This window comes from Nocardia sp. NPDC051990 (genome assembly GCF_040680755.1).
Taxonomy (GTDB): domain Bacteria; phylum Actinomycetota; class Actinomycetes; order Mycobacteriales; family Mycobacteriaceae; genus Nocardia.
In genome coordinates, this window is sequence record NZ_JBFAXH010000025.1 from 53,890 (window position 1) to 76,326 (window position 22,437).

20 protein-coding genes and 2 pseudogenes are annotated in these 22,437 nt (G+C 66.1%); 13 read left to right on the plus strand and 9 right to left on the minus strand.

What is annotated here, in order from left to right:
- Positions 1-31: 31 nt before the first annotated feature.
- A complete protein-coding gene (locus tag AB0L63_RS30075) occupies positions 32-541 on the minus strand; it encodes a cyclic nucleotide-binding domain-containing protein (RefSeq protein WP_364507639.1) in 510 nt (169 codons plus the stop codon).
- Positions 528-1,739: a 4Fe-4S dicluster domain-containing protein gene (locus tag AB0L63_RS30080; protein WP_364507642.1), complete on the minus strand. Its 1,212-nt coding sequence runs from the start codon at positions 1,737-1,739 to the stop codon at positions 528-530. The genes AB0L63_RS30075 and AB0L63_RS30080 overlap by 14 nt, the downstream gene beginning before the upstream one ends.
- Positions 1,740-1,970: 231 nt before the next feature.
- Between AB0L63_RS30080 and AB0L63_RS30085 the strand changes: the two genes are divergently transcribed.
- The 6 genes and pseudogenes from AB0L63_RS30085 to AB0L63_RS30110 all read left to right on the plus strand — a co-directional run bounded on the left by AB0L63_RS30085 (position 1,971) and on the right by AB0L63_RS30110 (position 7,809).
- The gene (locus AB0L63_RS30085) at positions 1,971-2,810 is read left to right on the plus strand and encodes a hypothetical protein (RefSeq protein WP_364507645.1); all 840 of its coding nucleotides are present in this window, start codon (positions 1,971-1,973) and stop codon (positions 2,808-2,810) included.
- A gap of 85 nt (positions 2,811-2,895) precedes the next feature.
- Entirely contained in the window at positions 2,896-3,462 is a 567-nt protein-coding gene (locus AB0L63_RS30090) for a V-type ATP synthase subunit D (RefSeq protein ID WP_364507648.1), read from the plus strand.
- Between the two features lie 211 nt (positions 3,463-3,673).
- A complete protein-coding gene (locus AB0L63_RS30095; protein ID WP_364507651.1) occupies positions 3,674-6,085 on the plus strand; it encodes an ATP-binding protein in 2,412 nt (803 codons plus the stop codon).
- A gap of 303 nt (positions 6,086-6,388) precedes the next feature.
- The gene (locus tag AB0L63_RS30100) at positions 6,389-6,916 is read left to right on the plus strand and encodes a flavodoxin domain-containing protein (protein ID WP_364507653.1); all 528 of its coding nucleotides are present in this window, start codon (positions 6,389-6,391) and stop codon (positions 6,914-6,916) included.
- Positions 6,917-6,933: 17 nt separating this feature from the next.
- Positions 6,934-7,389, plus strand: a pseudogene (locus AB0L63_RS30105) (GyrI-like domain-containing protein); the annotation flags it as partial.
- Between the two features lie 30 nt (positions 7,390-7,419).
- Positions 7,420-7,809, plus strand: a complete 390-nt coding sequence (locus tag AB0L63_RS30110) for a DUF302 domain-containing protein (protein ID WP_364507706.1) — start codon at positions 7,420-7,422, stop codon at positions 7,807-7,809.
- 25 nt (positions 7,810-7,834) lie between these two features.
- Here the strand turns inward: AB0L63_RS30110 and AB0L63_RS30115 are convergent, their stop codons facing one another.
- The gene (locus tag AB0L63_RS30115; RefSeq protein ID WP_364507656.1) at positions 7,835-8,824 is read right to left on the minus strand and encodes an NAD(P)H nitroreductase; all 990 of its coding nucleotides are present in this window, start codon (positions 8,822-8,824) and stop codon (positions 7,835-7,837) included.
- Between the two features lie 228 nt (positions 8,825-9,052).
- Between AB0L63_RS30115 and AB0L63_RS30120 the strand changes: the two genes are divergently transcribed.
- The 5 genes from AB0L63_RS30120 to AB0L63_RS30140 all read left to right on the plus strand — a co-directional run bounded on the left by AB0L63_RS30120 (position 9,053) and on the right by AB0L63_RS30140 (position 14,650).
- Positions 9,053-9,466: a hypothetical protein gene (locus tag AB0L63_RS30120; RefSeq protein ID WP_364507659.1), complete on the plus strand. Its 414-nt coding sequence runs from the start codon at positions 9,053-9,055 to the stop codon at positions 9,464-9,466.
- Entirely contained in the window at positions 9,463-11,055 is a 1,593-nt protein-coding gene (locus tag AB0L63_RS30125; protein ID WP_364507661.1) for an AAA family ATPase, read from the plus strand. The genes AB0L63_RS30120 and AB0L63_RS30125 overlap by 4 nt, the downstream gene beginning before the upstream one ends.
- 3 nt (positions 11,056-11,058) lie before the next feature.
- Entirely contained in the window at positions 11,059-11,700 is a 642-nt protein-coding gene (locus AB0L63_RS30130) for a response regulator transcription factor (RefSeq protein ID WP_364507664.1), read from the plus strand.
- Positions 11,701-11,762: 62 nt separating this feature from the next.
- Entirely contained in the window at positions 11,763-13,505 is a 1,743-nt protein-coding gene (locus tag AB0L63_RS30135; RefSeq protein ID WP_364507666.1) for a GAF domain-containing protein, read from the plus strand.
- A gap of 272 nt (positions 13,506-13,777) precedes the next feature.
- Positions 13,778-14,650 (plus strand): universal stress protein, encoded by an 873-nt coding sequence (locus tag AB0L63_RS30140; protein WP_364507669.1) that lies wholly within the window; start codon positions 13,778-13,780, stop codon positions 14,648-14,650.
- A 28-nt stretch (positions 14,651-14,678) separates the two neighbouring features.
- Here the strand turns inward: AB0L63_RS30140 and AB0L63_RS30145 are convergent, their stop codons facing one another.
- The 5 genes from AB0L63_RS30145 to AB0L63_RS30165 form a co-directional block, all read right to left on the minus strand.
- Positions 14,679-15,182, minus strand: a complete 504-nt coding sequence (locus tag AB0L63_RS30145; protein ID WP_364507673.1) for a hypothetical protein — start codon at positions 15,180-15,182, stop codon at positions 14,679-14,681.
- A 96-nt stretch (positions 15,183-15,278) separates the two neighbouring features.
- Positions 15,279-16,439: a HAMP domain-containing sensor histidine kinase gene (locus AB0L63_RS30150; RefSeq protein WP_364507676.1), complete on the minus strand. Its 1,161-nt coding sequence runs from the start codon at positions 16,437-16,439 to the stop codon at positions 15,279-15,281.
- A 47-nt stretch (positions 16,440-16,486) separates the two neighbouring features.
- Positions 16,487-17,593 carry a response regulator transcription factor gene (locus tag AB0L63_RS30155; protein WP_364507679.1) on the minus strand — a complete coding sequence of 369 codons (1,107 nt, stop codon included), beginning with the start codon at positions 17,591-17,593 and terminating at the stop codon, positions 16,487-16,489.
- 83 nt (positions 17,594-17,676) lie between these two features.
- On the minus strand, positions 17,677-18,765 hold the full coding sequence (locus AB0L63_RS30160; RefSeq protein WP_364507681.1) for a HAMP domain-containing sensor histidine kinase: 1,089 nt from the start codon (positions 18,763-18,765) through the stop codon (positions 17,677-17,679).
- Positions 18,766-18,775: 10 nt separating this feature from the next.
- On the minus strand, positions 18,776-19,471 hold the full coding sequence (locus tag AB0L63_RS30165; protein WP_364507684.1) for a response regulator transcription factor: 696 nt from the start codon (positions 19,469-19,471) through the stop codon (positions 18,776-18,778).
- A gap of 210 nt (positions 19,472-19,681) precedes the next feature.
- Here AB0L63_RS30165 and AB0L63_RS30170 point away from each other — a divergent pair, with 210 nt between their 5' ends.
- Both AB0L63_RS30170 and AB0L63_RS30175 read left to right on the plus strand, forming a co-directional pair.
- The gene (locus tag AB0L63_RS30170) at positions 19,682-20,179 is read left to right on the plus strand and encodes a M15 family metallopeptidase (protein WP_364507687.1); all 498 of its coding nucleotides are present in this window, start codon (positions 19,682-19,684) and stop codon (positions 20,177-20,179) included.
- Complete coding sequence (locus AB0L63_RS30175) at positions 20,176-21,552, plus strand: DoxX family protein (protein WP_364507690.1); 1,377 nt, start codon at positions 20,176-20,178, stop codon at positions 21,550-21,552. The genes AB0L63_RS30170 and AB0L63_RS30175 overlap by 4 nt, the downstream gene beginning before the upstream one ends.
- Before the next feature lie 37 nt (positions 21,553-21,589).
- On the opposite strand, the pseudogene AB0L63_RS30180 reads toward AB0L63_RS30175, so the two are convergent.
- Positions 21,590-22,303, minus strand: a pseudogene (locus tag AB0L63_RS30180) (Tn3 family transposase); the annotation flags it as partial.
- Positions 22,304-22,437 lie beyond the last annotated feature (134 nt).

Consider the following 22,437-nt stretch of genomic DNA (forward strand, 5'->3'; position numbering starts at 1 on the left):
CCCCCCGCGGAATCGCTACACGATGCTCGGTTCATGTTTCACCCCGCCCGGCGCCTATGCGGCATGCGTAGTCGGCGCACGCTTCGGCGGGATTGTGGTAGAGATCGAGCAGCCTGGCCCGGGTAGCCTGCAGCCGATCGAGTAACGCTTCGAACAGCATCAAGGTCAGCGCATGCCCGAATTTCGGGTCTGCGTTGGCCAATTCGATCAGTGCCGCCGCATCGAACTCGATCGCATCCACCGGTTCACCCGCCACCGCGCCGAAGTGCCAACGGTAGGGCGGCACCAACCAGGACCAACCGAGTAGATCACCGCTGCCGAGGGTCTGCACGACGATATCGCCGCGCCCCGGCACCGGCGAGTCCAGCAGGATCCGCCCCCGGCGGATCAGCCAGCATCGTTGCGCCGGTTGGCCTTCCACGAAAAGCCGGTGTCCGCCCGGATAGGACACCTCGCGTCCGGTCGCGGCCAGCGCGGTCAGTTCCGCCCGGCTCAATGAACCCAGCTGGGCGAACTCGGACAACTCGTCAACCGTGGTCATCGCCGACACCTGCGGCGAGTTCGGCGAGCCGGGCGACCTCGGCGGTCAGATCGATACCGGCCGGGCACCAGGCGATGCACCGCCCACACCCGACACATCCCGAACTGCCGAACTGGTCGTACCAGGTCCCCAGTTTATGGCTGAGCCACTGCCGGTACCGGCCCGCGCCGGACTGCCGCACGCTGCCACCGTGCTGATAGGAGAAGTCCAGTTCGAAGCAGGACGCCCACCGCTCCCAACGTTCGGCGTGTTCGCCGGTGAGATCGGTGACATCCTCGGTGCTGGTGCAGAAGCAGGTGGGGCACACCATGGTGCAGTTGGCACAGGCCAGACAGCGGCTCGCGACATCTTGCCAGTGCGGCGACTCGCGGGAATCGCGGACCAGGGTGCGGATATCGGTCTCCGGCATGGTGCGGCCCATCCGGCCCGCCGCCGCCGACACCGCCGCGCGCGCATCGGAAACCTCCGTCGTATCGGCCGGACGAGTGGTGACTTGGGCGAGAATTCGGGCGCCGACCTCGCTGCCGATATCGACAAGGAACCGGTGACCGTCCGCATCGAGGCGCTCGGTGAGGGCGAGGTCGTATCCCGGCGCCACCCCCGGACCGGTGCCCATCGATGCGCAGAAGCACACGCCGCCCGGCTCGGTACAGTTCACCGCGACGATGAAGGGCGTCTGGTCATCGGCGGCGGGTAGGCCACGGTCATCCCGGGGCTCCGCACCCTGCACCGCGGTGTCGGCGGGCCCAGCCGCCCGCGTGCCGGACGGTCCGACGTACGCGGGGTCGGGATGGGCGCCGCCGCCCAGCACGCGCCCGAGCACCGAGATGGCGGCGAGATCGCAGCCGCGGACGCCGAGAAATGCCATCCGGACCGGGACCTGCTCGGCCGGTCGCGGATTCAGGTCCGGCCCGGTCTCCCATACCTTGCGCCGCGGCGGAAGCAGGAACTGCTTCCACGACCCCGGTCCGGCCGAATGCGCGAATACGGCAGCGTCGGCGCGGCGATACACCCGGTATCGGCCGGGTGCGGTTTCGACTCCCCAACCGCCGGGTAGCTGCGTCCCGGAGTCCAGTTCGTCCAGCACGATCGCGCTGTCACGCAGCTGGGGTCCGATTACTCGATACCCGCTATCACGCAGTACGTCCACCAGACGGTCGAGACCGGCGCGGTCGACCATCTCGGTATCGCCGGACATCATGGGAGCCTCGCTTCGGTAGGAGCACAGAGTTCTGCACTCGAGTCTTGTCAGGCGCGATACCGGTGGCGAGGGGCGAAGGTCCCTCCTACGGCAGGCCAATGCCCTAACGGGTGCGAGGAAACTGTTCACCGACGATCATGTCCACGATGCGGCCGGCGCCGACAGCGGGTGCGCGGTGGCTCGGCCGATCACCCTGGCGTATGGATCCATTACACCGAGGCACGTGAATTGCGCGGACCGCTCGCCGTGGTATCGGGCGTCGCGGAGGTGGGCTGGGACGAATTCGTCGTACTCGAGCTCGATGACGGCATGCTCCGGCATGGCCTGGTGCTCGAGGTGGACCGCGACGTCGCCGTGGTCGAGGTATTGGAGGGTACCGCGGGTATCGACCCCGACCACCTGCGGATCGAATTCACCGGCGCGCCGTTGCGAATCCCAGTGGGTGACGGTTGGCTCGGCCGCGTCTGCAACGGCCGCGGCGAGCCGGTTGACGGCGGGCCGCCGATCGTCGGAAAGCCGATGCCCGTATCGGGTGCGCCGCTCAATCCGATCCGTTGTGACCCGCCGGCGGACCCGGTGCTGACCGGTATCTCGGTCATAGACGTACTCACCACCCTGGTGCGCGGCCAGAAACTACCGGTGTTCTCACTGCCCGGCCTGCCGCACCTCGAACTGGCCTGCCAGATCGCGGCACAGGCAACGGTGGGCGGCGAGCCGTTCAACGTGGTTTTCGCGGGCATGGGTCTCACCCACACCGATGCCGCCTACGTCGCCGAGGTGCTCGATGAGCGCAGTGCCGCAGGCGAATTGGTGCTGTTACGCAATCTGGCCGACGACCCGGTGATCGAGCGACTGTTGACCCCGCGGTTGGCCTTGACGATCGCCGAACACCTCGCATTCGGCGACGATGGCGGCGGCCGACACGTGCTCGAGCGAATGCCTTCGCCGCCGACCTCGTCGATCAACGCCTCGATGAAGTCCGCGATCTCGAATCGACACTCGAACGAACCTGGCGCGTGCTCAACCGGCTGCCCCGCGGCTCCCTCGCGATGCTGCCCGATGAACTGATCGCGACATACCATCCGCCCCGGGTCGACGAGGCCAGGTGAATCAGGTTGGCGGCATTGCGAATCCCCCGGGAAGGGCGGGTCGGATGTGGCTTCGGGATCGGCTCGCGGTCGCCGAGCGCGGACTGTCACTGCTCGAGCAGAAGCTGCACATCCTGGAGCAGGAACTCGAGCGCCGACAGACCCACGCCAGCGCGACCCGCGACATTTGGCAGGCGTCCTGCATCCGGGCGCAAGACCGGCTCCTGCGCGCGAATCTGCTCGGCGGCCAACTGTCGCTGTCGCACGCCATGCCGAGCGGCGGTGCCGACATCACCATCAGCAAGGCCACCAGCACCGGCATCAGCTACCCCAGCACCGTCGAATGCCGACTGCGCTCATGCCCCGACGACACCTCGATCATCGACAGCGCCACCATGGCGCACGCACGGACCGCCTACCGGTCGGCCGTAACCGCCGCCGCACAGCATGCCGTGGCGGTCGCGGCGGTCCACGCCATCGAGGACGAGCTCACCGCGACACGAATACGGGCGCAGGGCCTGCGCCGCCGCCGGATACCCACCCTGCGCACCGAACTCCGGCGAGTGGAACTCGAGCTCGACGAAGAGGAACACGCCGAAACCATTCGACTCAGATGGGTGGCGCAAAGATAGCCGGGCACTGGACCCGATGCCACTCGACACCACCGGACCTCCGCCGGCAGCCGACGATCGACCGGTGGACTGATGCGATGTTCCGACGATATCCACGGCAATCGGACATATGGTGTAGGTCTTTCGCGCAGATTAATTAGAGTGGGAAGATTGCAGCGGCGCATCGGTACCAACTACGTCGTTTTCCATCGCGAATCGAGGTAATGCCGCTGTGGTCCAGGCTGTCGACTATCGTGCCCTCCTCGAAGCGGCACCGAGTCTTTATCTGGTGCTCGACCCCTCCTTGCGCATCGTCGCGGTAACGGACGCATACCTACAGGCCACGATGACCGAACGATCGGATATCGTCGGCCGAGAAATTTTCGATGTCTTTCCCGACAATCCGAACGACCCAGCGGCCGAGGGCGTGCGCAATCTGCGAGTATCCCTAGAACGGGTCGTGCACGACCGCATCGCCGATGCCATGCCCGTACAACGCTACGATATTCGCCGCCGTGACGGTTCATTCGAACAGCGGTTCTGGAGTCCCACCAACTCTCCGGTGCTCGATGAGACGGGTCGGCTGCGATACATCATCCATCGGGTCGAAGACGTCACGGAATTCATGCGATTACAGGCCGCGGACGCCGCACAACAGGAGGAAACCTCAGCGCTGCGCGCATCGGCGCGACAAATGGAACAGGAGGTATTCGCCAGGGCCCGCGAGGTGGCCGAGACGAGCCGCCAACTCAAGGAAGCGAATGCCGAACTCGTACGCATGTACGCGCGAGCAAAGGAACTCGACGACCTCAAGAGCCAGTTCTTCGCCAATGTCAGCCACGAGTTGCGCACACCGCTGATGCTCATCCTGGCACCGGCGGAAAAGTTGCTCGAGCATGCACCGCTCGACGACTCGTCGCACAAAGACCTCGAGATGATCGTGCGCAACGCGCGAGTGCTCCTCGGCCACGTCAACGATCTGCTCGATACCGCACAGCTCGAGGCGGGGGCGATGCGGCTGGAATACGCGCATGTCGACGTGGCCGATCTGGTGCGGCTTTCCGCGGCATTCTTCGAAACGATCGCTCTGGACCGGGGCGTCGATTTCCGGGTCGAGACGGCGGACCGGCCGGTGTGGGGCGACTTGGATCCGGAGCATGTGCAGCGGATTCTGGTCAATCTGCTGTCGAATGCCTTCAAGTTCACCCCGGCCGGCGGCAGCGTCCGGTGCGCGATTCGTGGTTCCGACGACCGTATCGTGATCGAGATCGCCGATAGCGGACCCGGTATTCCGGTGGCGCAGCGGGACGCCGTATTCGAGCGATTCCGTCAGGTCGACGGTGGTGCGAGTCGGTCGGTGGGTGGTACCGGGCTGGGCCTGAGCATTGTCCGAGACTTGGCCCAGCTGCACGGAGGTTCCGTCACGATCGCCGACGCCCCAGAGCGCGGCGCACTCGTCGTCGTCGAACTACCGCGCGTCGCCCCGGCAGGTATACCCGTGCTCGGGACGGGAGCGCCGATGAACACGACCGGCGCTGCGGCGAGTGTCCTCGCGGCGGTGGCGACCCCGTTCGGCGCCACGCCCGCGTCCATGGTGAGCCGACCGCCCCTGAGCACTGATCAGCGGCCCTCGATCCTGGTGATCGAGGACAATCCCGACTTGAACACACTTGTCCGCGAATCACTTTCGGACAATTACGAGGTGGCCTCGGCCTTCGATGGAGAATCCGGGCTGAAACTGGCGAAGTCCAGTAGACCGCAGCTGATCGTGTGCGACATCATGATGCCGCGGATGAACGGAGCTGAGGTGTTGGCCCGAGTGCGTTCCGACCCCGATCTGGCGAATACCCCGATACTCATCGTCACCGCCCGCGCCGATGACCAGTCGCGCCTGGAATTGGTGCACGCCGGAGCCAACGACTACCTCCAGAAACCATTCGATGTCGCCGAACTCCGTGCGCGCGTCGACAATCTGGTGCGGTTACGACGAGCCGAAGACCAGGCGCGGGCCGTGCGATTGATCGACGAGCGCGAGCGTATCGCTCGAGAACTGCACAAGACCGTGCTGCGCCATCTGTTCGATATCAGTTTGAAACTGGGAGCGGTTCGTTCGCTCGCGCGCGTGGCCGCCGTCGCGTCTCGCATCGACGGGACCATCGCCGAACTCGATGCCGTGATGGCGCAGATCCGCACGACCGTCGCCGGACTCGAAACCGAAACCGGGGTGCCGGACGGTTTCCGGGTGCAGGTGCAAGATATGGTCGGCGATGCGGCTGAGGCGTTGGGGGTGGTATCCGAGGTCACCTTCGACGGTCCCGCGGACCGGGTCGAGGCGGCAGTCGTAGATGTCAGCCTGTCGGCCCTGAGTGCGATCCTTACCACGATCATCGCACGCGAAGTGGCCCACGAAATCCAGGTCACCGTCATCGCGGATAGCGACCTGCGCATCAGCGTACGCGAAACGGCAAGTTTACCAGTGGCTTCCGAGCCCCCCTCCGACGAGTTCGCGGTGCTCGCCGCGAAACTCCCGACCTATTCCGTGGCGTTGACCAGCACATCGCCCGCCCCGAACCAGCACGTCTGGACCTGGACGGTGACGGCACCGCCGCGAGAATCGGCGGATTGCGGGGAGATCACCACGTGAGGCAGCCGAAAGCCAGGCACAATCCGCCGACCAGGAGGCGATGATCTCAGGTCTGGCCCTCGTCGGCTGGATCATGGTGTAGCTCATTGTTATTCGCGAATTCAGCTGTGCAGCCGATCTGCGTCGTTTTCGGACTCGCCGTGCTGCTACTCGGCGGCGCACCGCTGCGACGCCGCGGCGTTCGCAGGTGATCACCGACGGTCGAAGGTCACTCGGGAAGCGTCGGTTCGGCTCTGTGCGCCGCCGCGGCCCCGACGTATCGTTAATCATTTCCGCAGGTCATAGGAACCTCAGGAGATCGAGATGCGGGCACGGGTCGTCTACGAATCGATGTTCGGCAATACCGCCGCCATCGCCCGGGCAATCGCGGACGGCTTGCGCGCACACAGCGAAGTGGAGGTGCTCAGCGTCGTCGTCGCCGCGGAGATGCCGGAGCCGACAATCGATCTGCTGGTGGTCGGCGGACCCACCCACGCTTTCGGACTGAGCCGCACACGAACCCGTCGCGCTGCCGCCGAGCAGACCGACGCGCCGATCGCGGTCGATATCGGAATCCGCGAATGGCTCGACGCGGCGCTGCCGGTGCCCGGGGGCCTCCGGGCCGCGGCCTTCGGCACAAAAGCCGCCAAACCGCGGTGGCTGTCGGGCTCAGCCGCACGTGGCGCCGGAAAACGATTGCGGCGCTTGGGTTATGAGCTCGCCGACGATCCGATGGACTTTCTCGTCGCTGGCATGCAGGGCCCGCTTGCCCGAGGCGAGCTGGAACGCGCTCGAGCTTGGGCCGAGCGCCTGGCACACACCGAACTCGATCGCATCACGCATCGGGTCTGAGATCGGAGGATACGACGATGCCCTACCGCATCCTGATCGATGAAACGCGCCCGCAGACCGTTATCGAACTGCGGCGCGCCATCCGCGCCGACCATGCGGGCGATGATATCGGCGCCGGGATGCGGGCGCTGTACGAACTTGCTGCTGCCACCGGCCTGGCACCGGTCGGGCCGCCGTCGACCACCTACCTCGGTGACTTCCGCGCAGACACCTCGACCGAGGTCGACTTCGGTCTGCCGGTCACCGTCGGGCCCATCGACGACGTCGGCGACCAGGCGACAGTGCGCAGAACCGAGCCGGGGTTCTACGCCCGCACGACCCATCGCGGCGACTATCAGCACATCGGCGATGCGTACCGAGCGTTGGAGAATTGGTTGCGCGCCTCGTCGTTCCAACCCGTCGGACCGCCGACCGAGGTGTACCTGGTCGCTCCCGACGAGGTCGTCGATGCGCGTGACCTGATCACCGAGATCCGCGTTCCGGTCGCGTCCGCCGAACTCCTCGTGCGGGTGCCGACCCCGTTCGCCGACACCGTGGCCACCGTACGTGCGGCATTGGCCGAACAGGGTTTCGGCGTCCTGACCGAAATCGATGTGCGCGCCACCCTGCGGGCGAAACTCGATGCCGAAATGGAGGACTACCTCATCCTCGGCGCCTGCAACCCGAAGCTCGCGCACCGGGCGCTGGGCATCCACCGGCAGATCGGCCTACTGCTGCCCTGCAATGTGGTGGTGCGCACCGACAACGATGCCACCGTCGTCGAAGCCGTCGACCCGGACATTCTCGTCGCCCATACGCATCAGCCCGCATTGCGGCCGATCGCACAGGAAGCCCGCGCCGGTTTGGCCGCCGCTTTGGATGCGGTCGTAAAGCGTTGCGCCGCACCGGCTTAAGCGGTACCTGCTGGCCCGAATGGGGTCAGCTGGCGGCAGCCGACTCGAACGGATCGAGCACATCATCCACCGACCGTCGCGGCGTCACCGGCAACGGCAGTGCACTGGTCGGCAGCCAGCCGATTCGCAGGATCGCCTGTGGTTGGGCGACATCGTCGAGCACCTCGAGACGCACCTTGCGACGCAGGTCCGGTAGCTCGAGCGGTTCGGTGAGCAGGCAGGTGGCCAGGCCGATATTGGTGGCGGTCAGCAGCACCGCGCTCATCGCCTCGCCCGCGCGCAACCGCGACAGCCGATCGTCGGCCGAAGTACTGATCACCAGCAGTTCGGCGTAATCGGGTTCGTGTGCACCGTCGGCCAATGCGGGCGCCGCGAACTCGCGGCCCGGCAGTTCGTCATGCGGCCGCACGCGTGGCACGTTCCTGGCGGGTACCCCGTCGTCCGAGCTGTGCCTACCGGACCAATTCGCCAATTCGAAGCGGTACTCCGGATCTCCGGCGTGCCGGGCGGCGGCGGTCCGCATTGTCTCGATCAGCACCTCGCGTGGCTGGTCACTGGCCTGCGTGACGATGGCGCCCAGTGCCGCGGCGCGTTCGGTCACCAGTCCCAGATATCCGTGCGGAATCGGCCACGACGAGTAATGCCTGCGGTCGGTCTGGCGTCTGGAAATGGCCGCGCTCAGTGCGATATCCAGTTGTGTCGGCCGATGCCGCACCAACTCGACCGCGGCCAAGTGGTTCGGATCCGCCGGATTCGGCAGCCGATGCACCACCGCGGACCAGCCGAGCGCCGCGCACGCGATGCGCAGATGATGCAGTGCCGCACCACAACTCAGCACCAGATCGCGCTGATCCGGATCGGTCGCGGTCAGTGCGCGCGCGGGGTCGAGGTGCAGATGGATGGAATGGTCACCGATCCGCCACCGCCACGGCTGAACATTGTGTACCGACGGCGCCCGCACGGCGAGCGCCAGTGCTGTCTTGATGGTGCTGTAATCGGGCAGTCGGTGGTTCATATCGCTTCCTTCGTCGATTTCGACCAACGCTCTCACCGACAGACGCCACCGATAAGAGCACGACGGCCCCTCTTGACGGGACTTCGGGCGCCTATAAGTGTTTGCTAGGCGAAGAAAACCGAGGTCGAACCGGAGGACTCTGCGGATCGAGGACCTTCGGCCATCACCGCACACCTGGTCGGTGCGGAACTCTGGGAGCAGTACCCACCCGAGAGGATTCGATCGTTCATGTCCGAAATCCCTGGCCCAGACCCGCACGGCCGCAGCGCCGTTGTCACCAGCGGCGCCCGCGGCATCGGCACTGCCATCGCAAGCGCTCTGGTCGAAATGGATGCCGGCGTCTTAACATCCGAATCCCCCGCCATGTTCCGCCACCCGCTCGCGGGCGATCTGGTCGGCTCGTGGCTCGGCATGCACTCGGCCGCCCCACGGTTGGCTACCGCGGGAGACGGCGTCATCGTCAATATCGCCTCGACCGCGGCACAACAACTTCCGCGCTTCGGCGAGCCGCAGGAAGTGGCCGCGAAGGTCCGATTCATCGTCACCGAGGCGACGTTCTCCACCGGCTCGGAATTCGTCCTCGACAGCAGCGCCACGGCAGGCATGGTCTCGACCACCCCTCCTGAACGGCGTGCGTCGTGATCGTGTCACACGGGTCGCCCGCCGATCTGCGCGAAACCCATACCGGCCTCGTGGTGCTGTGCGGCGATCGTGCGTACAAGGTGAAGAAGCCGATCGCTACCGACTTCCTCGACTTCAGTACACCGGAACTGCGCGAGCGGGCCTGCGTGCGCGAACTCGAGCTCAATCGCCGCATGGCCCCGGACGTGTATCTCGGCGTCGCTCACCTGAGCGACCCGACCGGCGGCCCGAGCGAACCGGTGCTTGTCATGCGCCGAATGCCGGACGACCGCAGGCTCACCAACATCCTGGCCGATCCAGGGGCCAGCTCGGAAATCTCAGCGCTGGTCACAGTGCTGGCACAGTTCCACCGCACGGCCCGCCGCAGCCCGGAGATCGACCGGGCCGGAACCCCGGAGGCGCTGCGCGACCGATGGCAGGCGCTACTGCGCACCCTGCGGGAGCAACCCGCCGATCTCGTGGCTCCAGAGCTGCTCGCGCGGATCGAAGCGCGTGCGATGCGCTACCTGGAGGGCCGAAAATCGCTGCTCACCCGCAGAATCGCCGAGGGTCGCATTATGGACGGACATGGCGACCTCCAAGCCCAGGACATCTTCGATCTGCCCGATGGCTTCCGGGTGCTCGACTGCCTCGACTTCGACGATCGGCTGCGCCACGTCGACTGCCTGGACGATATCGCCTTCCTGGCGATGGATCTCGAATTCCTCGGCCACGACGACCTGGGCACTCGCCTGCTCGACGATTATCAACGCGCGACCGGAGATTCGGCGCCTCCGTCCCTGCGGGATCACTACCTCGCGTACCGCGCGCTTGTCCGCGCCAAGGTGAATGTGATCCGCGTGGGGCAGGGCGATGCGACGGCCCGCGACCATACCCGGCGCCATCTGCGGATCGTGGCACACCATCTGGATCGGGCCGCGGTCCACCTCACGCTGGTCGGCGGACTGCCCGGCACCGGGAAATCCACAGTCGCCGAATACCTTTCGCCGGTGACCGGCGCGGCGGTGCTCGGCACCGACGCGGTGCGCAGGGAATTATCCGCGGTCGGCGAGGTGACCGGCCCGGTCGGCGGATACGGCGTCGGAACGTATTCTGCGGCCGACAAGGCTCGCGTCTATACCGAACTGCGCCTGCGCGCTCGAGCACTGCTCGAATCCGGCCGCTCGGTGATCCTCGACGCGAGCTGGATCGACCCGGACGAACGACGACACGCCGCCGTGCTCGCCGAGGAGGTGCGTGCCGAGCTGATACAACTGCGATGCTACTGCCCGCAATCGCTGGCGAACGAGCGCATCCGGCAGCGCCCGGCCGGGGACTCGGATGCGACCCCTGCCATCGCCGCCGCCATGTCCACCGTCGATGCGCCCTGGCCGGACGCTATCGCCCTGGACACCGGCCTGCCCCTCGCCGACACCCTGGATGCGGCATGCCGAGCGTGGCGAATCGGCGCAGAATGGGGACCGACGACCGCGCGGCAGCCGAATAGAACGGGTCAAGGGACTTTGGTCACCAAGGTGGGGTCCGATGCCGATCCACTAGATCAGACTGCTACGTACGCTGAGTGGATTCGGTTTCCGGGAGAGGTGTAAGACATGATCAGGGTGTTCTTGGTCGACGATCACGAGATCGTCCGCCGCGGTATCGGCGACCTCATCGCCCTCGAAGAAGACCTCGAGGTGGTCGGCGAAGCGAGTACGTTCTCGCAGGCGCTCGCCCGGATTCCGGCGCTGCGTCCCGATGTCGCCGTTCTCGACGTCCGCCTCCCGGATGGCAACGGTATCGAACTGTGTCGTGAACTGCTGTCCGCCAATCCGGCGCTGCGCTGTCTGATCCTGACCTCGTTCACCGACGAGCAGGCCATGCTCAACGCCATTCTGGCCGGAGCCAGCGGGTATGTCGTCAAGGACATCACGAGCCTGGAGCTGATCGATGCGATCCGTGAGGTCGGCGCGGGTAAATCACTGCTCGACAACCGGGCAGCCGCGGCGCTGATGGCCAAACTGCGCGCGGAGGCAGAGGCGAAGACCGGGCCGCTCGCGAGCCTTACCGAACAGGAACGCACGCTCTTGTCCCTGCTCGGCGAGGGGTTGACGAATCGGCAGATCGCGAGCCGGATGTTCCTGGCCGAGAAAACGGTCAAGAATTACGTTTCGCGGCTGTTGACCAAACTCGGCGTCGAACGCCGCACGCAGGCGGCCGTGTTGGCCTCGAAACTCAACGAGCAGGAACACTAGGCGACCGGTCCATTCGTGGTCACTGATCGGACTCGGGGGCCGATCGTGAAAGAATGTCTGTTATGGAAGGCCTGGCATCCGGAGCGGCTCACGGTAGTAGGCCACCAGTAACGGAGACATTGTCTCAGTTGCGGTTGCGCGAACTGCTGATCGAGGTCCAGGACCGCATCGCACAGATCGTCGATGTGCGCGACCGGATGGACCGGTTGATGGAGGCCATGCTGGTCGTCACGGCCGGCCTGGACCTCGACAACACGCTGCGCACGATCGTGCATACCGCCATCGAACTGGTCGACGCGGAATACGGCGCGCTGGGTGTCCGGGAGACCGACCCGATGAGCCATCAGCTGGCCGAATTCGTGTACGAGGGCATCGATGACCGCACCCGCGTACTGATCGGCGATCTGCCACGCGGGCACGGTGTGCTGGGCCTGCTCATCGAGCAACCGAAACCCATTCGGCTGGCCAATCTTTCCGATCACCCCTCCTCGGTCGGCTTTCCCGAACACCATCCGCCGATGCACACCTTCCTCGGCGTTCCGGTCCAGGTCCGTGGCGAAGTGTTCGGCAACCTTTACCTCACCGAGAAAGTGGGCGGGCTGGAGTTCACCGAGGACGACGAAGTAGTGGTGCAGGCGCTCGCCGCGGCCGCGGGCATCGCCATCGAGAACGCCCGGCTCTACGAGCTGTCCCGAGCCCGCCAACAGTGGCTCGAAGCGACCCGGGATGTGGCTACCGAACTGCTGGTCGCCAGTGAATCGGGCGAGGTTCTCGCACTCGTCGTCCAGCGAGCCCTGGACTTGACCGAATCGGCGTGCACCTTCATCGCCCTGCCCGAGGATCCCGATGTCCCGGCCGAAGAAGTGACCGAGTTGGTGGTGGTCGCGGCTGCGGGCATCGACGCCGACGCACTCACCGGCGAACGGCTGCCGGTCACGGCATCGAATTTCGGTGAGGTATTTCGCCAAGGGCGGGTGCTGTCGGTCCAGAAACTGTCATTCAACCCGTTCAGCGATTTCCCCGAATTCGGCCCCGCGCTGATACTTCCGCTGCGAACCGGACGTTCGGTTATCGGAGTGCTAGCCACCCTGCGTCCGGCCGCTGCGCCCCCGCTCGATACCGCGGCGCAGACGATGATGGCCGCCATCGCTGACCAAGCCGCCCTTGCCTTGCGGCTGGCCGATACCCAGGAGCGTATGCGCGAACTCGATGTGCTCTCCGACCGCGATCGGATCGCCAGGGGCCTGCACGATCACGTCATCCAACGACTGTTCGCCGTCGGGCTGTCCCTGCAGGGCACCGCGCAGCGGGCCCGCGCGCCCGAGGTGCGGTCTCGGCTGCTGGAGACGATCGACGACGTGCAGGCGATCGTGCAGGATATCCGCCATTCGATCTTCGATCTGCAGAGCAATACCGCCGCGGATTCGTCCAAATATCGCAAGCACCTGCACGGGATCATCGTCGATATGACGGCGGATACCGGGCTGCGCACCACGGTGCGATTGGCCGGTCCGGTGACAGTGCTCGCGCCGCCGCTGTCCGACGATGTCGAGGCGGTGTTGCGCGAGGCGGTGAGCAATGTGGTGCGGCATGCGTCGGCGAGCACCTTGTCGGTCGAGTTGAAGGTGCGTGACGATGTCAGCATCGAGGTGAACGACAATGGCGTCGGCGTCCCCGATGACATCGCCCGGCGCAGCGGATTGGCCAATATGGCGGCGCGGGCGAAGGAGGCGGGCGGCACGTTCAGCATCGAGAACCGCCCCGGTGGTGGCGCGGTGCTGCGCTGGTCGGCGCCGCTGCCCTGAGATATTTCGCCGCAGACATATTTCGCAGCTGGCATATTTCGCGCTAGGTCGAGCGGCCACCGCCTTTGGGCCCTCGGGTTCGTGACTTTGGACAGGCGTGCGGGCCCCCGCGGAGTTCCTAACCTACGGGTACCGATCGTCGGACCCGAGGGATAGCCCATGACCACCCCGCTCAGCAGCGATCCGCACCGAATCGCCTCGGCCGCAGTGGTTGTCGGTGTCGACGTGATCGTTCGCCCGCGCTGGTCCCGCTTCAGAAAGCCGAGAATCACATGGCCACCAACACCGTCAATCCGCCCGTCCTCGTCGGCGCCGACGGATCCGCCGATTCCATCGAAGCCGTGCGGTGGGCTGCCATCGACGCGGCCCGGCATGGCGCGCCCCTGCACATCATCTACGCGATCGGCGCACCGGTCGACTATGGACCGGGTATCGCCTTCAATCGAATCGACTACAACGTCTATCGCGAAGCCGGTGCGGCCTCGGTCGCGCTCGCACGCAAAACCGCTGTCGCCGTAGCGGATTCGATCCACCCGCTCGATATCGAGACATTCGTCGTCGAGGCACCGCCCATCCCGGTGCTGTGCGACCGATCGAAGGAGGCCAGGCTGCTGGTCGTCGGCACTCGCGGCCTCGGTGCGTTCCGGCGCGGACTGCTCGGTTCGGTCAGTACCTCGCTGGCCCGGCATGCACACAGCCCGGTCGCGGTGATCCCGGAGACGGTGGCGCCCGAGCGGGCGCTCGGCCCGGTCGTGGTTGGGGTCGACGGCTCCCCGGGCGGCACTCGTGCCCTTGACGTCGCCTTCGATCAGGCGTCGCGGCGCCGCGCGGCCCTGGTAGCGGTGCACACCTGGTCCGAGTTCAATCGCTATATCCCCCGCACCGATATGGCGAACGAGGCCGAGGAACTGCTCGCCGAAAGCCTGGCGGGCTATACCGAGAACTACCCGGATGTCCGTGTCCAGCGAGTGGTCGCCGAGGATCGCCCCGCCAAGTGCATCCTCGCCACCGCCGAACGCGCGCAATTGATCGTGGTCGGCAGCCACGGCAACGGCGGCTTCGCCGGCATGACCCTCGGTTCCAACAGCCAGGCCGTCCTGCATGCGGCCGACTGCCCCGTGATCATCGCCCGCCCTCGGGACTGACCGACGCTTGGATCCCCGCCCCGGCTACCTACGATCCGAGCCGGTCATGCCAGGCGGCCCTCGCCCCGCTGTCACCGATTCGGTAGACCTGCACCACCGAACCGACGGACACCGCCACCGCGACGACAATCATCGCGATAACGACAATCCGGTTCGCGGTAACGGCAGCGATCCCAGCGGTCCGGGACCAGCGGCCGACCCATTCGCTGTGCGTGGCCCACCATACGACCGCCAGCAGGAAGGTCGCTGCCGACCACGGCAGCAGGCCATCCGCCAAATGCGTGTGGATGCGAACCAACGGGTCACGGGCGGTGTGGTGTTCGAGCCACTCGCCGGATTCGATCGTCAGGGGAATCGCCACCAGCGCGGCCAACGACACCAGGGGCGTGATCGGGCCCAGGCGGCGTCGACCACCGGGCCACAGCACGGACGCCACCAGCATCAGTGCTGCCAGCGGCACCAGTACGACGACAATATGAACCATCAGTATGTGGGTAGGTAGCCCGTTGATCGTACTGAGCCCCATAGCCATTCGAATCTCCTCGGTCACGCGGGTAGTGCGGTGCGGCCAACCCTATGAGCCGATTCTTGGAGCTTTCTGGGACTCGCGCGGTCAGGCGCAGGCAGTTCAGCGCTGTGAACCGGTGGGTAGCGTCATCGACAGTGTCGCGCCGCCACCGTCACGATTGCGGGCCGAAACCGTACCGCCGTGCCGGGCGGCGATGTCGCTGACCAATGACAGACCGAGACCGTAGCGACGTCGTTCGCTCGGGCTCGCGGTGATCGGCGTCGACGCGAAACGGGTGAACAGGAGGGGCAGAACGTCCGTATCGATCCCGGGGCCGTCGTCGGCGACATCGATCCGCACATGTCGGCCGTCGCTGTCGAGTACCACCCGCACCATGCGATCCGCGTGTCGTATTCCGTTGTCCAGCAACGCGTTCACGGCTCGCCGCAGCCCCGCTTGGAAGCCTTGCGCTCGGACCGGTGCGGCGATCAATTCGAGTTGGACACCACGCTGGCCGGCAGCCGGTTCGGCGGCGGCCACCGCTTCCCGTAACAGAGCAGCCAGATCGAAGGGTCGACGCTGAGCCTCCTGTCTGGGATCGGCTGCCAGCAGCAGGTCGTCGAGGATGTCGGCCAGTTGACCGGCATCGACCACCAGGCTGTCGACCTCGGCTTCGGCCGGGTGGCCGCGCAGGTGCCGCCGCAATAACTGGGCCCTGGTGCTCAACAGCGTCAGCGGGGTGCGCAGTTCATGGCCCGCGTCGGCGACGAAACGGCGTTGTAGCGCGAGCGCCGCGATGAGCGGGGTCACCGCCCTGCGCGCGACCCAGGCACCGGTCAGTACCGCCAGCAGCATTCCAATGGCGCCGCACATCAGCAAGGCCGTGACCAGACGCCGCGCGGCGTGCTGAGCCGCCTGCAGGTCGTAGACCGCCTGGATCACCGCGTCGCCGCGCTGCTCGGTGCGAATCCGGTACCGCCGGTCACCAATCGACACCTCTGCGGTTCGCGGCGCACCGTTGTGGTCGGCCTGCCATATGGCGGCCTCGTCGGGCAGACCCGGTGGCAGACCCGGACTGACCTGCGTGCCGCCTGCCCGCCGGATCACTAGCCAGGTACGCGCAGGTGGGTCGTTTACATCGTCGGCCTCTGCGATGGCCGTGGCCAGCGACCTGTTCTGGTCATCGCGCGCATTGTGCGATACGACCACGATCACGGCCACGCTGAGCAACAGCACGGTCACCAGCACGGCGGCACCCGACTGTAATCCGATCCGCAGCATGGTCCGCCGGATCAGTCGCGTGTCCGCAGAGTCGCTCCGGTGCCGCCTCACCGACCGCGTCCCAGTTCGTACCCGCGGCCGCGTACGGTGTCGATCACCGTGCGCCCGAGCTTGCGACGCAGATAGTGGACATAGGTATCGACTACCACCGGGCTCTCGGCATCGTCGAACACTATCGCCAGCAATTGTTTGCGCGAGAACACGACTCCCGGGCGCGATGCCAGCGTGGCAAGCAGATCGCATTCCCGTTCGGATAGCCGGACCACCTCCGCGGTATCGGCCACCACGACGCAGCGGCTGTCCAGTTCAAGTCGCCCCTTCGGCACCGGCAGCGAACGCGCGGCATCCAGGTGCCGGCGCCGCAGCGCCCGAAGCCTGGCGAGCAATTCCATCACATCGAACGGCTTGCCCATATAGTCTTCGGCACCGGCGTCGAGTCCCGCCACCCGATCCGCCGGATTGGCCAGCGCGGACAAGATCAACGTCGGCGTGACGATTCCGCGGACCCGCAGCCTCGTCAGCAGATCCAGCCCATCGACCGCGGGCAACCCGCGGTCGAACAGCATCACGTCGTACTCGCGTGTGAGACCGAGATGCAGGCCCTGTTGGCCGTCTCTGGCGGTATCGACCCGATGCCCCTCCTCGGTGAGCAACGCACCGAGCATCGCCAGTAGTTGCGGGTCGTCCTCGACGATCAGCACCCGAGGCAGATCGGTATCGATCACCTGCGCATTCTCGCACTCGCGCGAACTCGTCTCGCTCGGCGGTTGCGGTGGCGCGCGTTCACCCACGTCCTCGCGCAGTTCGGGTCGAACGGCTTGCCGGACCGCCGCGAGACGTGGACGTCGGCGAACCTCACCCCCGGAGTGAACCTCCGCAGATACGGTCTCGCCGCATTCGGCGAGTTCCTCGCGCATCCGGTTTTCGGCGGCACTGAACTTCGCCGACGGCGCCTCGTCGAACAGCGCTACCACCTCATCGAGCACATCGGCGGCCGACCGCGCCAGCACCATCAGCAGAATCGGATACCGCCGCCGCGGATCACGCCGTTCCAGGGCTTGACCGATCAGGCGACGGCCCAGCGTGGCCAGAAACCGGCGGCGCTCCGCCGGCAGCACCGACATGTCCAGGGTGTCCGCACCCGAGCCACGCACAAACCCCAGCTTCCCGACCAGTATCAGCGTGACTGGAGAGAAGGGCGTCAGCTTGTTCCGGGCGGCCCCGAATCCGTGACAGCTCATCCGCCGGTGTGCGGTGGCGGGACGGGTAGTTGCACCGTGACGCGGAGGCCCCCAGCGTCCCGGGGGGTGAGGGTGAGGGTTCCGTCGTGTGCTTGGGCGATGCTGTCGACGATGGCCAAGCCGAGGCCGACACCTGCATGATCACTGCGGATGCGTTCGGTGCCGCGCTGGAACGGTTCGGCGAGTGTCGAGACGAGCTGTGGTGTGAGTTTGTCGCCGGTGTTTTCGACAGTGAGCAGGACGGACTCGGGGCCGATGGCGGTGTAGATCTGCATGGTGCCGTGTTCGGGGAGGTTGTGGACGATGGCGTTGTGCAGGAGGTTCGTGGTCATCTGCAGCAAGAGAGCGGGTGAGCCGGTGGTCGGGGTGATTTCTCCAGAGGTGTGGATGGTGATGCCGTGCTTTTCTGCGAGGGGCAGCAGTGTTTCGGCGGCTTCTTCCGCTATAAGGGACAGGTCGACGTGTTCGCGGGTGAAGGACCGCTGGTCGGCGCGGCTGAGCAGGAGCAATGCCTCGGTGAGTTCGATCGCTCGGGCGTTGACGGCGCGGAGGCGTTCGACGAGTTCACCGCTGTCGCGGTTCGGATCTTTGCGGGCGACATCGAGAAGGGTCTGGGTGATCGCCAGTGGGGTGCGCAGTTCGTGGGAAGCGTTGGCTGCGAACCTCTGCTGTTCGGCGACATGTGCTTCCAGCCGTGCGAGCATGCCGTCGAAGCTGTCGGCGAGTTCGTGGAACTCGTCTCGGCGGCCCGGTAGCCGGATTCGGTGGCAGAGCGATCCGTTCGCGGCCATCCGTGTGGCCTCTGTGATGCGATTCAGCGGGGCGAGCATGCGGCTGGCCAGAATCCACCCTCCCAGGAGACCGAACACGAGCAGGAACACCAGCACTGCGGCTGCCGCCGTGCCGAAGACGCTCGGGCCGAAGTTGTGTGGGTTGAGGACGCGCCGGACATTGGAGAGGTCAGGAACGAGATAACCGGCGGGCACGCCTCGCAGCAGGAACACCCACACGGCAGCGAGCAGCAAGACGCCTGCGAGCATGAGGAATCCGGCGTAGCTGAGGGTGAGTTTGAGACGAACGCTCAACCCGGGCGCCCTATCCACGAGCCGCTCCCTCACGTCCGGCAGCGGGTGCGGTGTCGATGCGGTAGCCGACGCCGGCGACCGTGGCGATGATCCAGGGTTCGCCTAGGCGTTTGCGCAGTGCCGAGACCGTGATGCGCACGGCGTTGGTGAACGGGTCGGCGTTCTCATCCCACGCCCGCTCCAGGAGGTCCTCGGCGCTGACGACACCGCCTTCGGCAGTGACGAGGACCTCCAGCACGGCGAACTGCTTGCGGGTCAGCGCCACGTAGCGGCCGTCGCGGTAGACCTCGCGGCGGAACGGATCCAGACGAAGGCCTGCGATCTCCCGCACCGGCGGCCGGTTGTGGCCGCGTCTGCGGTCGAGTGCTCTGAGACGGAGCACGAGTTCTCGGAGTTCGAAGGGTTTGGTGAGGTAGTCGTCGGCGCCGATCTCGAACCCGGTGGCCTTGTCGTCGAGTCGGTCGGCGGCGGTGAGCATGAGGATCGGCATGCCGCTGCCGGAGGCGACGATGCGTTCGGCGATCTCGTCGCCGGAGGGTCCGGGAATGTCGCGGTCGAGGACGGTGATGTCGTAGGCGTTGATGCTCAGCAGTTCCAGAGCGGTGTCGCCGTCACCGGCGATATCGGCCGCGATCGCTTCCAGGCGTAGCCCGTCGCGGATGGCCTCTGCCATGTAGAACTCGTCCTCGACCACCAATACACGCATGTTCCGGATGCTACGAGCCCGCGCATATCGTCGGCATACCGAAAACCACATAAGGGCTGACAACACCACGGTGCCTTGACTGGCACCATGAGTCACACAATTGCAATACGAACAGGGTCCCGTGGGACTCGCGGGCCCACCGGGGTCGGCCTAGTCGCCGTCATCGCCGCGATCATCAAAACTCGCGTCCGTCGATCAGCATCGTCCTGGGTGCCCTCGTTCAGCGACGTCCTTCGGGGCGGCCACAGTGGCAGGGCTACCGAGGAGGACGGTGCCCGTCCCTGCGGCGTGACTGTGTTCGATGACGGGTATGCCGACATGGCAAACCTCGCCCCCGCTCTGCTTCACACCCTGCGCGAAGCGGCGACGGATGCCGCTGACGAGGGCATCGAGTTCTACGTCAACAGCGGATGGCGTTGCCCGGCCTACCAGAATCAGCTTCGTCGTGCGGCGGTCTCGACGTACGGATCGGAAGAGGAAGCGGCCCGGTGGGTCGCCACTGTGGACACCTCTGCGCACGTGTCCGGCAACGCGATCGACCTCGGCTTCGATGCCAGCGCGTGGCTGTCCGAACACGGCGCCCGGAACGGGCTGTGTCAGATCTACCGCAACGAACCCTGGCACTACGAACTATGCCCTGAGGCGATCGAGAGTGGTTGCCCTCCCATGTATCCCGACCCCGCACACGATCCGAGGATGCAGCAGTGACCGGCACTCTCGGCCGATCCGGTCCCTACCAGCCACCCGCTGCAGTCGAAACCATCGCGGGGTGGAGACCGCTCACCCGCATCGCGTTCCGGTTCTGCTTCCTGTACTTCGGCTTGTTCTGTGTGTCGACTCCACCGATCGTCTTCGTACTGACCGGATGGTTCGGCCGCCGGCTGGGCTACGACGCGCAGTACTGGCATATCCGGAAATTTCAGCCCGCCCTGAATTGGGTGGCCCAGCACCTGTTCGGCACTACCGCACAGCTGTATCCGAACGGCGTCGGTGACCAGACCATCTTCTGGGTGCTGTTGTTCTGCATCCTGGTCGTGGCGGTGGCCGGGGCAGCGGTGTGGTCGGTGCTGGACCGGTGCCGCACGCACTATCGCACGCTCGCGGGCTGGTATCTCCTCCTCATCCGACTGTTGCTGGCCGGCCAGATGTTGAGCTTCGGCTTGGCCAAGGCGATTCCGACGCAGATGCCGCAGCCTTCGCTGACCGCGCTGCTCACCAAGTACGGTGACTTCACGCCGATGGCTGTGCTGTGGTCGCAGGTGGGTGTGTCGAGACCCTACGAGATGCTGCTCGGCGCCGCGGAAATCACTGCGGCGATCTTGCTGTTCATTCCGCGGACCGCGCTGTTCGGCGTGCTGCTGACCCTGATCGACACGCTGCAGATCGTCGTGTTGAACATGACCTTCGATGTGCCAGAGAAGATTTCGTCCACACACTTTCTGCTGATGTCGTTGGTGCTGCTGGCGCCCGAGGCGCGGCGGCTGATGCGAGCATTGTTGCTCGACCGCACCACCGGCCCTTCCGCCGTGCCGTATCCGTTTCACACCACGAGATCCCGGCGTATCGCGGCGCTGCTGCAGGTCGCGCTCGGCAGCTGGATCGCGGTGGCGCTGGTGCACGGCGGCTTGCACGCCTGGCGTGGTAGCGGGCCCGATCGCCCCAAACCTCCGCTGTACGGCATCTGGTCGGTATCGCAGTACACCCGCGACGGCTGGCCGCTGCCGCCGCTGACCACCGACGAAACCCGTTGGAAAACGGTGGTGTTCGACTATCCCAATACGGTCACCTACCAGCGGATGGACGACACCCTGGTGACCGTTCCCGCCGACGTGGATGCCGCCGCCCATCGGATTCGGCTGATCGCGGGGGCGCCGCAATCCGGATCGACGGCGAGGCCCGACGACACTCGGAATCCGTTGGGCACGCTCACCTTCCAGCAACCCGCCCCCGACAAAGCCGTGCTGACCGGCGAGCTGGATGGCCACCGGGTGACACTCGCACTCGACCGGATCGACCCGAACCGCTTCCCGCAGCGAAGCACGCCGTTCCACTGGGTGCAGAACCGTCCGAATCTTTGGTGACGATGGTCTTGGTGCCGTAGGTGGTGTGCTGATCGGTGAACGGCAGCATCTCCGTCAGCTCGGCCGTCAACGCGATCGGCTCGGTCGGGACGTCCTCGGCGGTCAACCGTGAGATCACCAGATCACCGGCCTCGTCCAGGCGCACCGGCCGGTCACCGGCGGCGCACCCGCTCCAACTCGCCGACCGCCTCACCCCACTCATCGGTGAGCGCGGCCAGCGCACGCGCCGGATCGGCCGGTTTGCCGACCAGGCGGCAGAATTCGGCGCGCTGGGTTCCCACTGTTCGCGGCTGAGCAGGTAGGCGGCCGGATCGGCGTAGCGGGGCGAGCCAGGCACGAACACATCCCCGGTGCGCAGCCCGTCCCGTAGGCCAAGCAGCACGCACAGCTCCCAATAGTGACGGTAGGCAACGGCGTTCCCGGTCTTGCGGGCTTCCTCGAGATATCCACGCCACTTCGTCGACACAAACCCGGTCGGGGCGTCGTCGAACACCTTCCGGCGATCGGTCGCATTCAGCTCGCGCAGCATATTCACCGCGATCAGCAACTCCGTCGCCGCCGTCCCGCGGGCGAACCGCACCGCCGACAGCACTGCCGGAGTGAACTTCCGAAGATACGAATACGACGTATCGAGGGCGGCCAGGTGCCCGTGATCGCGCGGAAGCCGCTGGCGGGCTTGGGCTTTCGCCGCCCGCAACCGCTCCCATCCGATGCCCTCACTCCGGATCAATCCGCCGACCTCCTCGTCAGGCGGCGCAACGGTGTGCGGCAGTTGTGCCGCACCGGCCGCTTACGTGGCCTTGTCGACGAGTCGGATGCCGGTGACGATGGCGGGCTCGATTTCGATGACGGTATCGGTCGCCTGGTCTACCCAGGGGTGTAGCA

Coding starts and splice junctions, on each gene's coding strand:
- AB0L63_RS30145 (WP_364507673.1), bottom strand. CDS start 15,182: ATGGCTATGGGGCTCAGTACGATCAACGGGCTACCTACCCACATACTG.
- AB0L63_RS30115 (WP_364507656.1), bottom strand. CDS start 8,824: ATGAACCACCGACTGCCCGATTACAGCACCATCAAGACAGCACTGGCG.
- AB0L63_RS30130 (WP_364507664.1), top strand. CDS start 11,059: ATGATCAGGGTGTTCTTGGTCGACGATCACGAGATCGTCCGCCGCGGT.
- AB0L63_RS30165 (WP_364507684.1), bottom strand. CDS start 19,471: ATGCGTGTATTGGTGGTCGAGGACGAGTTCTACATGGCAGAGGCCATC.
- AB0L63_RS30075 (WP_364507639.1), bottom strand. CDS start 541: ATGACCACGGTTGACGAGTTGTCCGAGTTCGCCCAGCTGGGTTCATTG.
- AB0L63_RS30150 (WP_364507676.1), bottom strand. CDS start 16,439: ATGCTGCGGATCGGATTACAGTCGGGTGCCGCCGTGCTGGTGACCGTG.
- AB0L63_RS30135 (WP_364507666.1), top strand. CDS start 11,763: ATGGAAGGCCTGGCATCCGGAGCGGCTCACGGTAGTAGGCCACCAGTA.
- AB0L63_RS30100 (WP_364507653.1), top strand. CDS start 6,389: ATGCGGGCACGGGTCGTCTACGAATCGATGTTCGGCAATACCGCCGCC.
- AB0L63_RS30080 (WP_364507642.1), bottom strand. CDS start 1,739: ATGTCCGGCGATACCGAGATGGTCGACCGCGCCGGTCTCGACCGTCTG.
- AB0L63_RS30090 (WP_364507648.1), top strand. CDS start 2,896: ATGTGGCTTCGGGATCGGCTCGCGGTCGCCGAGCGCGGACTGTCACTG.
- AB0L63_RS30120 (WP_364507659.1), top strand. CDS start 9,053: ATGTCCGAAATCCCTGGCCCAGACCCGCACGGCCGCAGCGCCGTTGTC.
- AB0L63_RS30140 (WP_364507669.1), top strand. CDS start 13,778: ATGGCCACCAACACCGTCAATCCGCCCGTCCTCGTCGGCGCCGACGGA.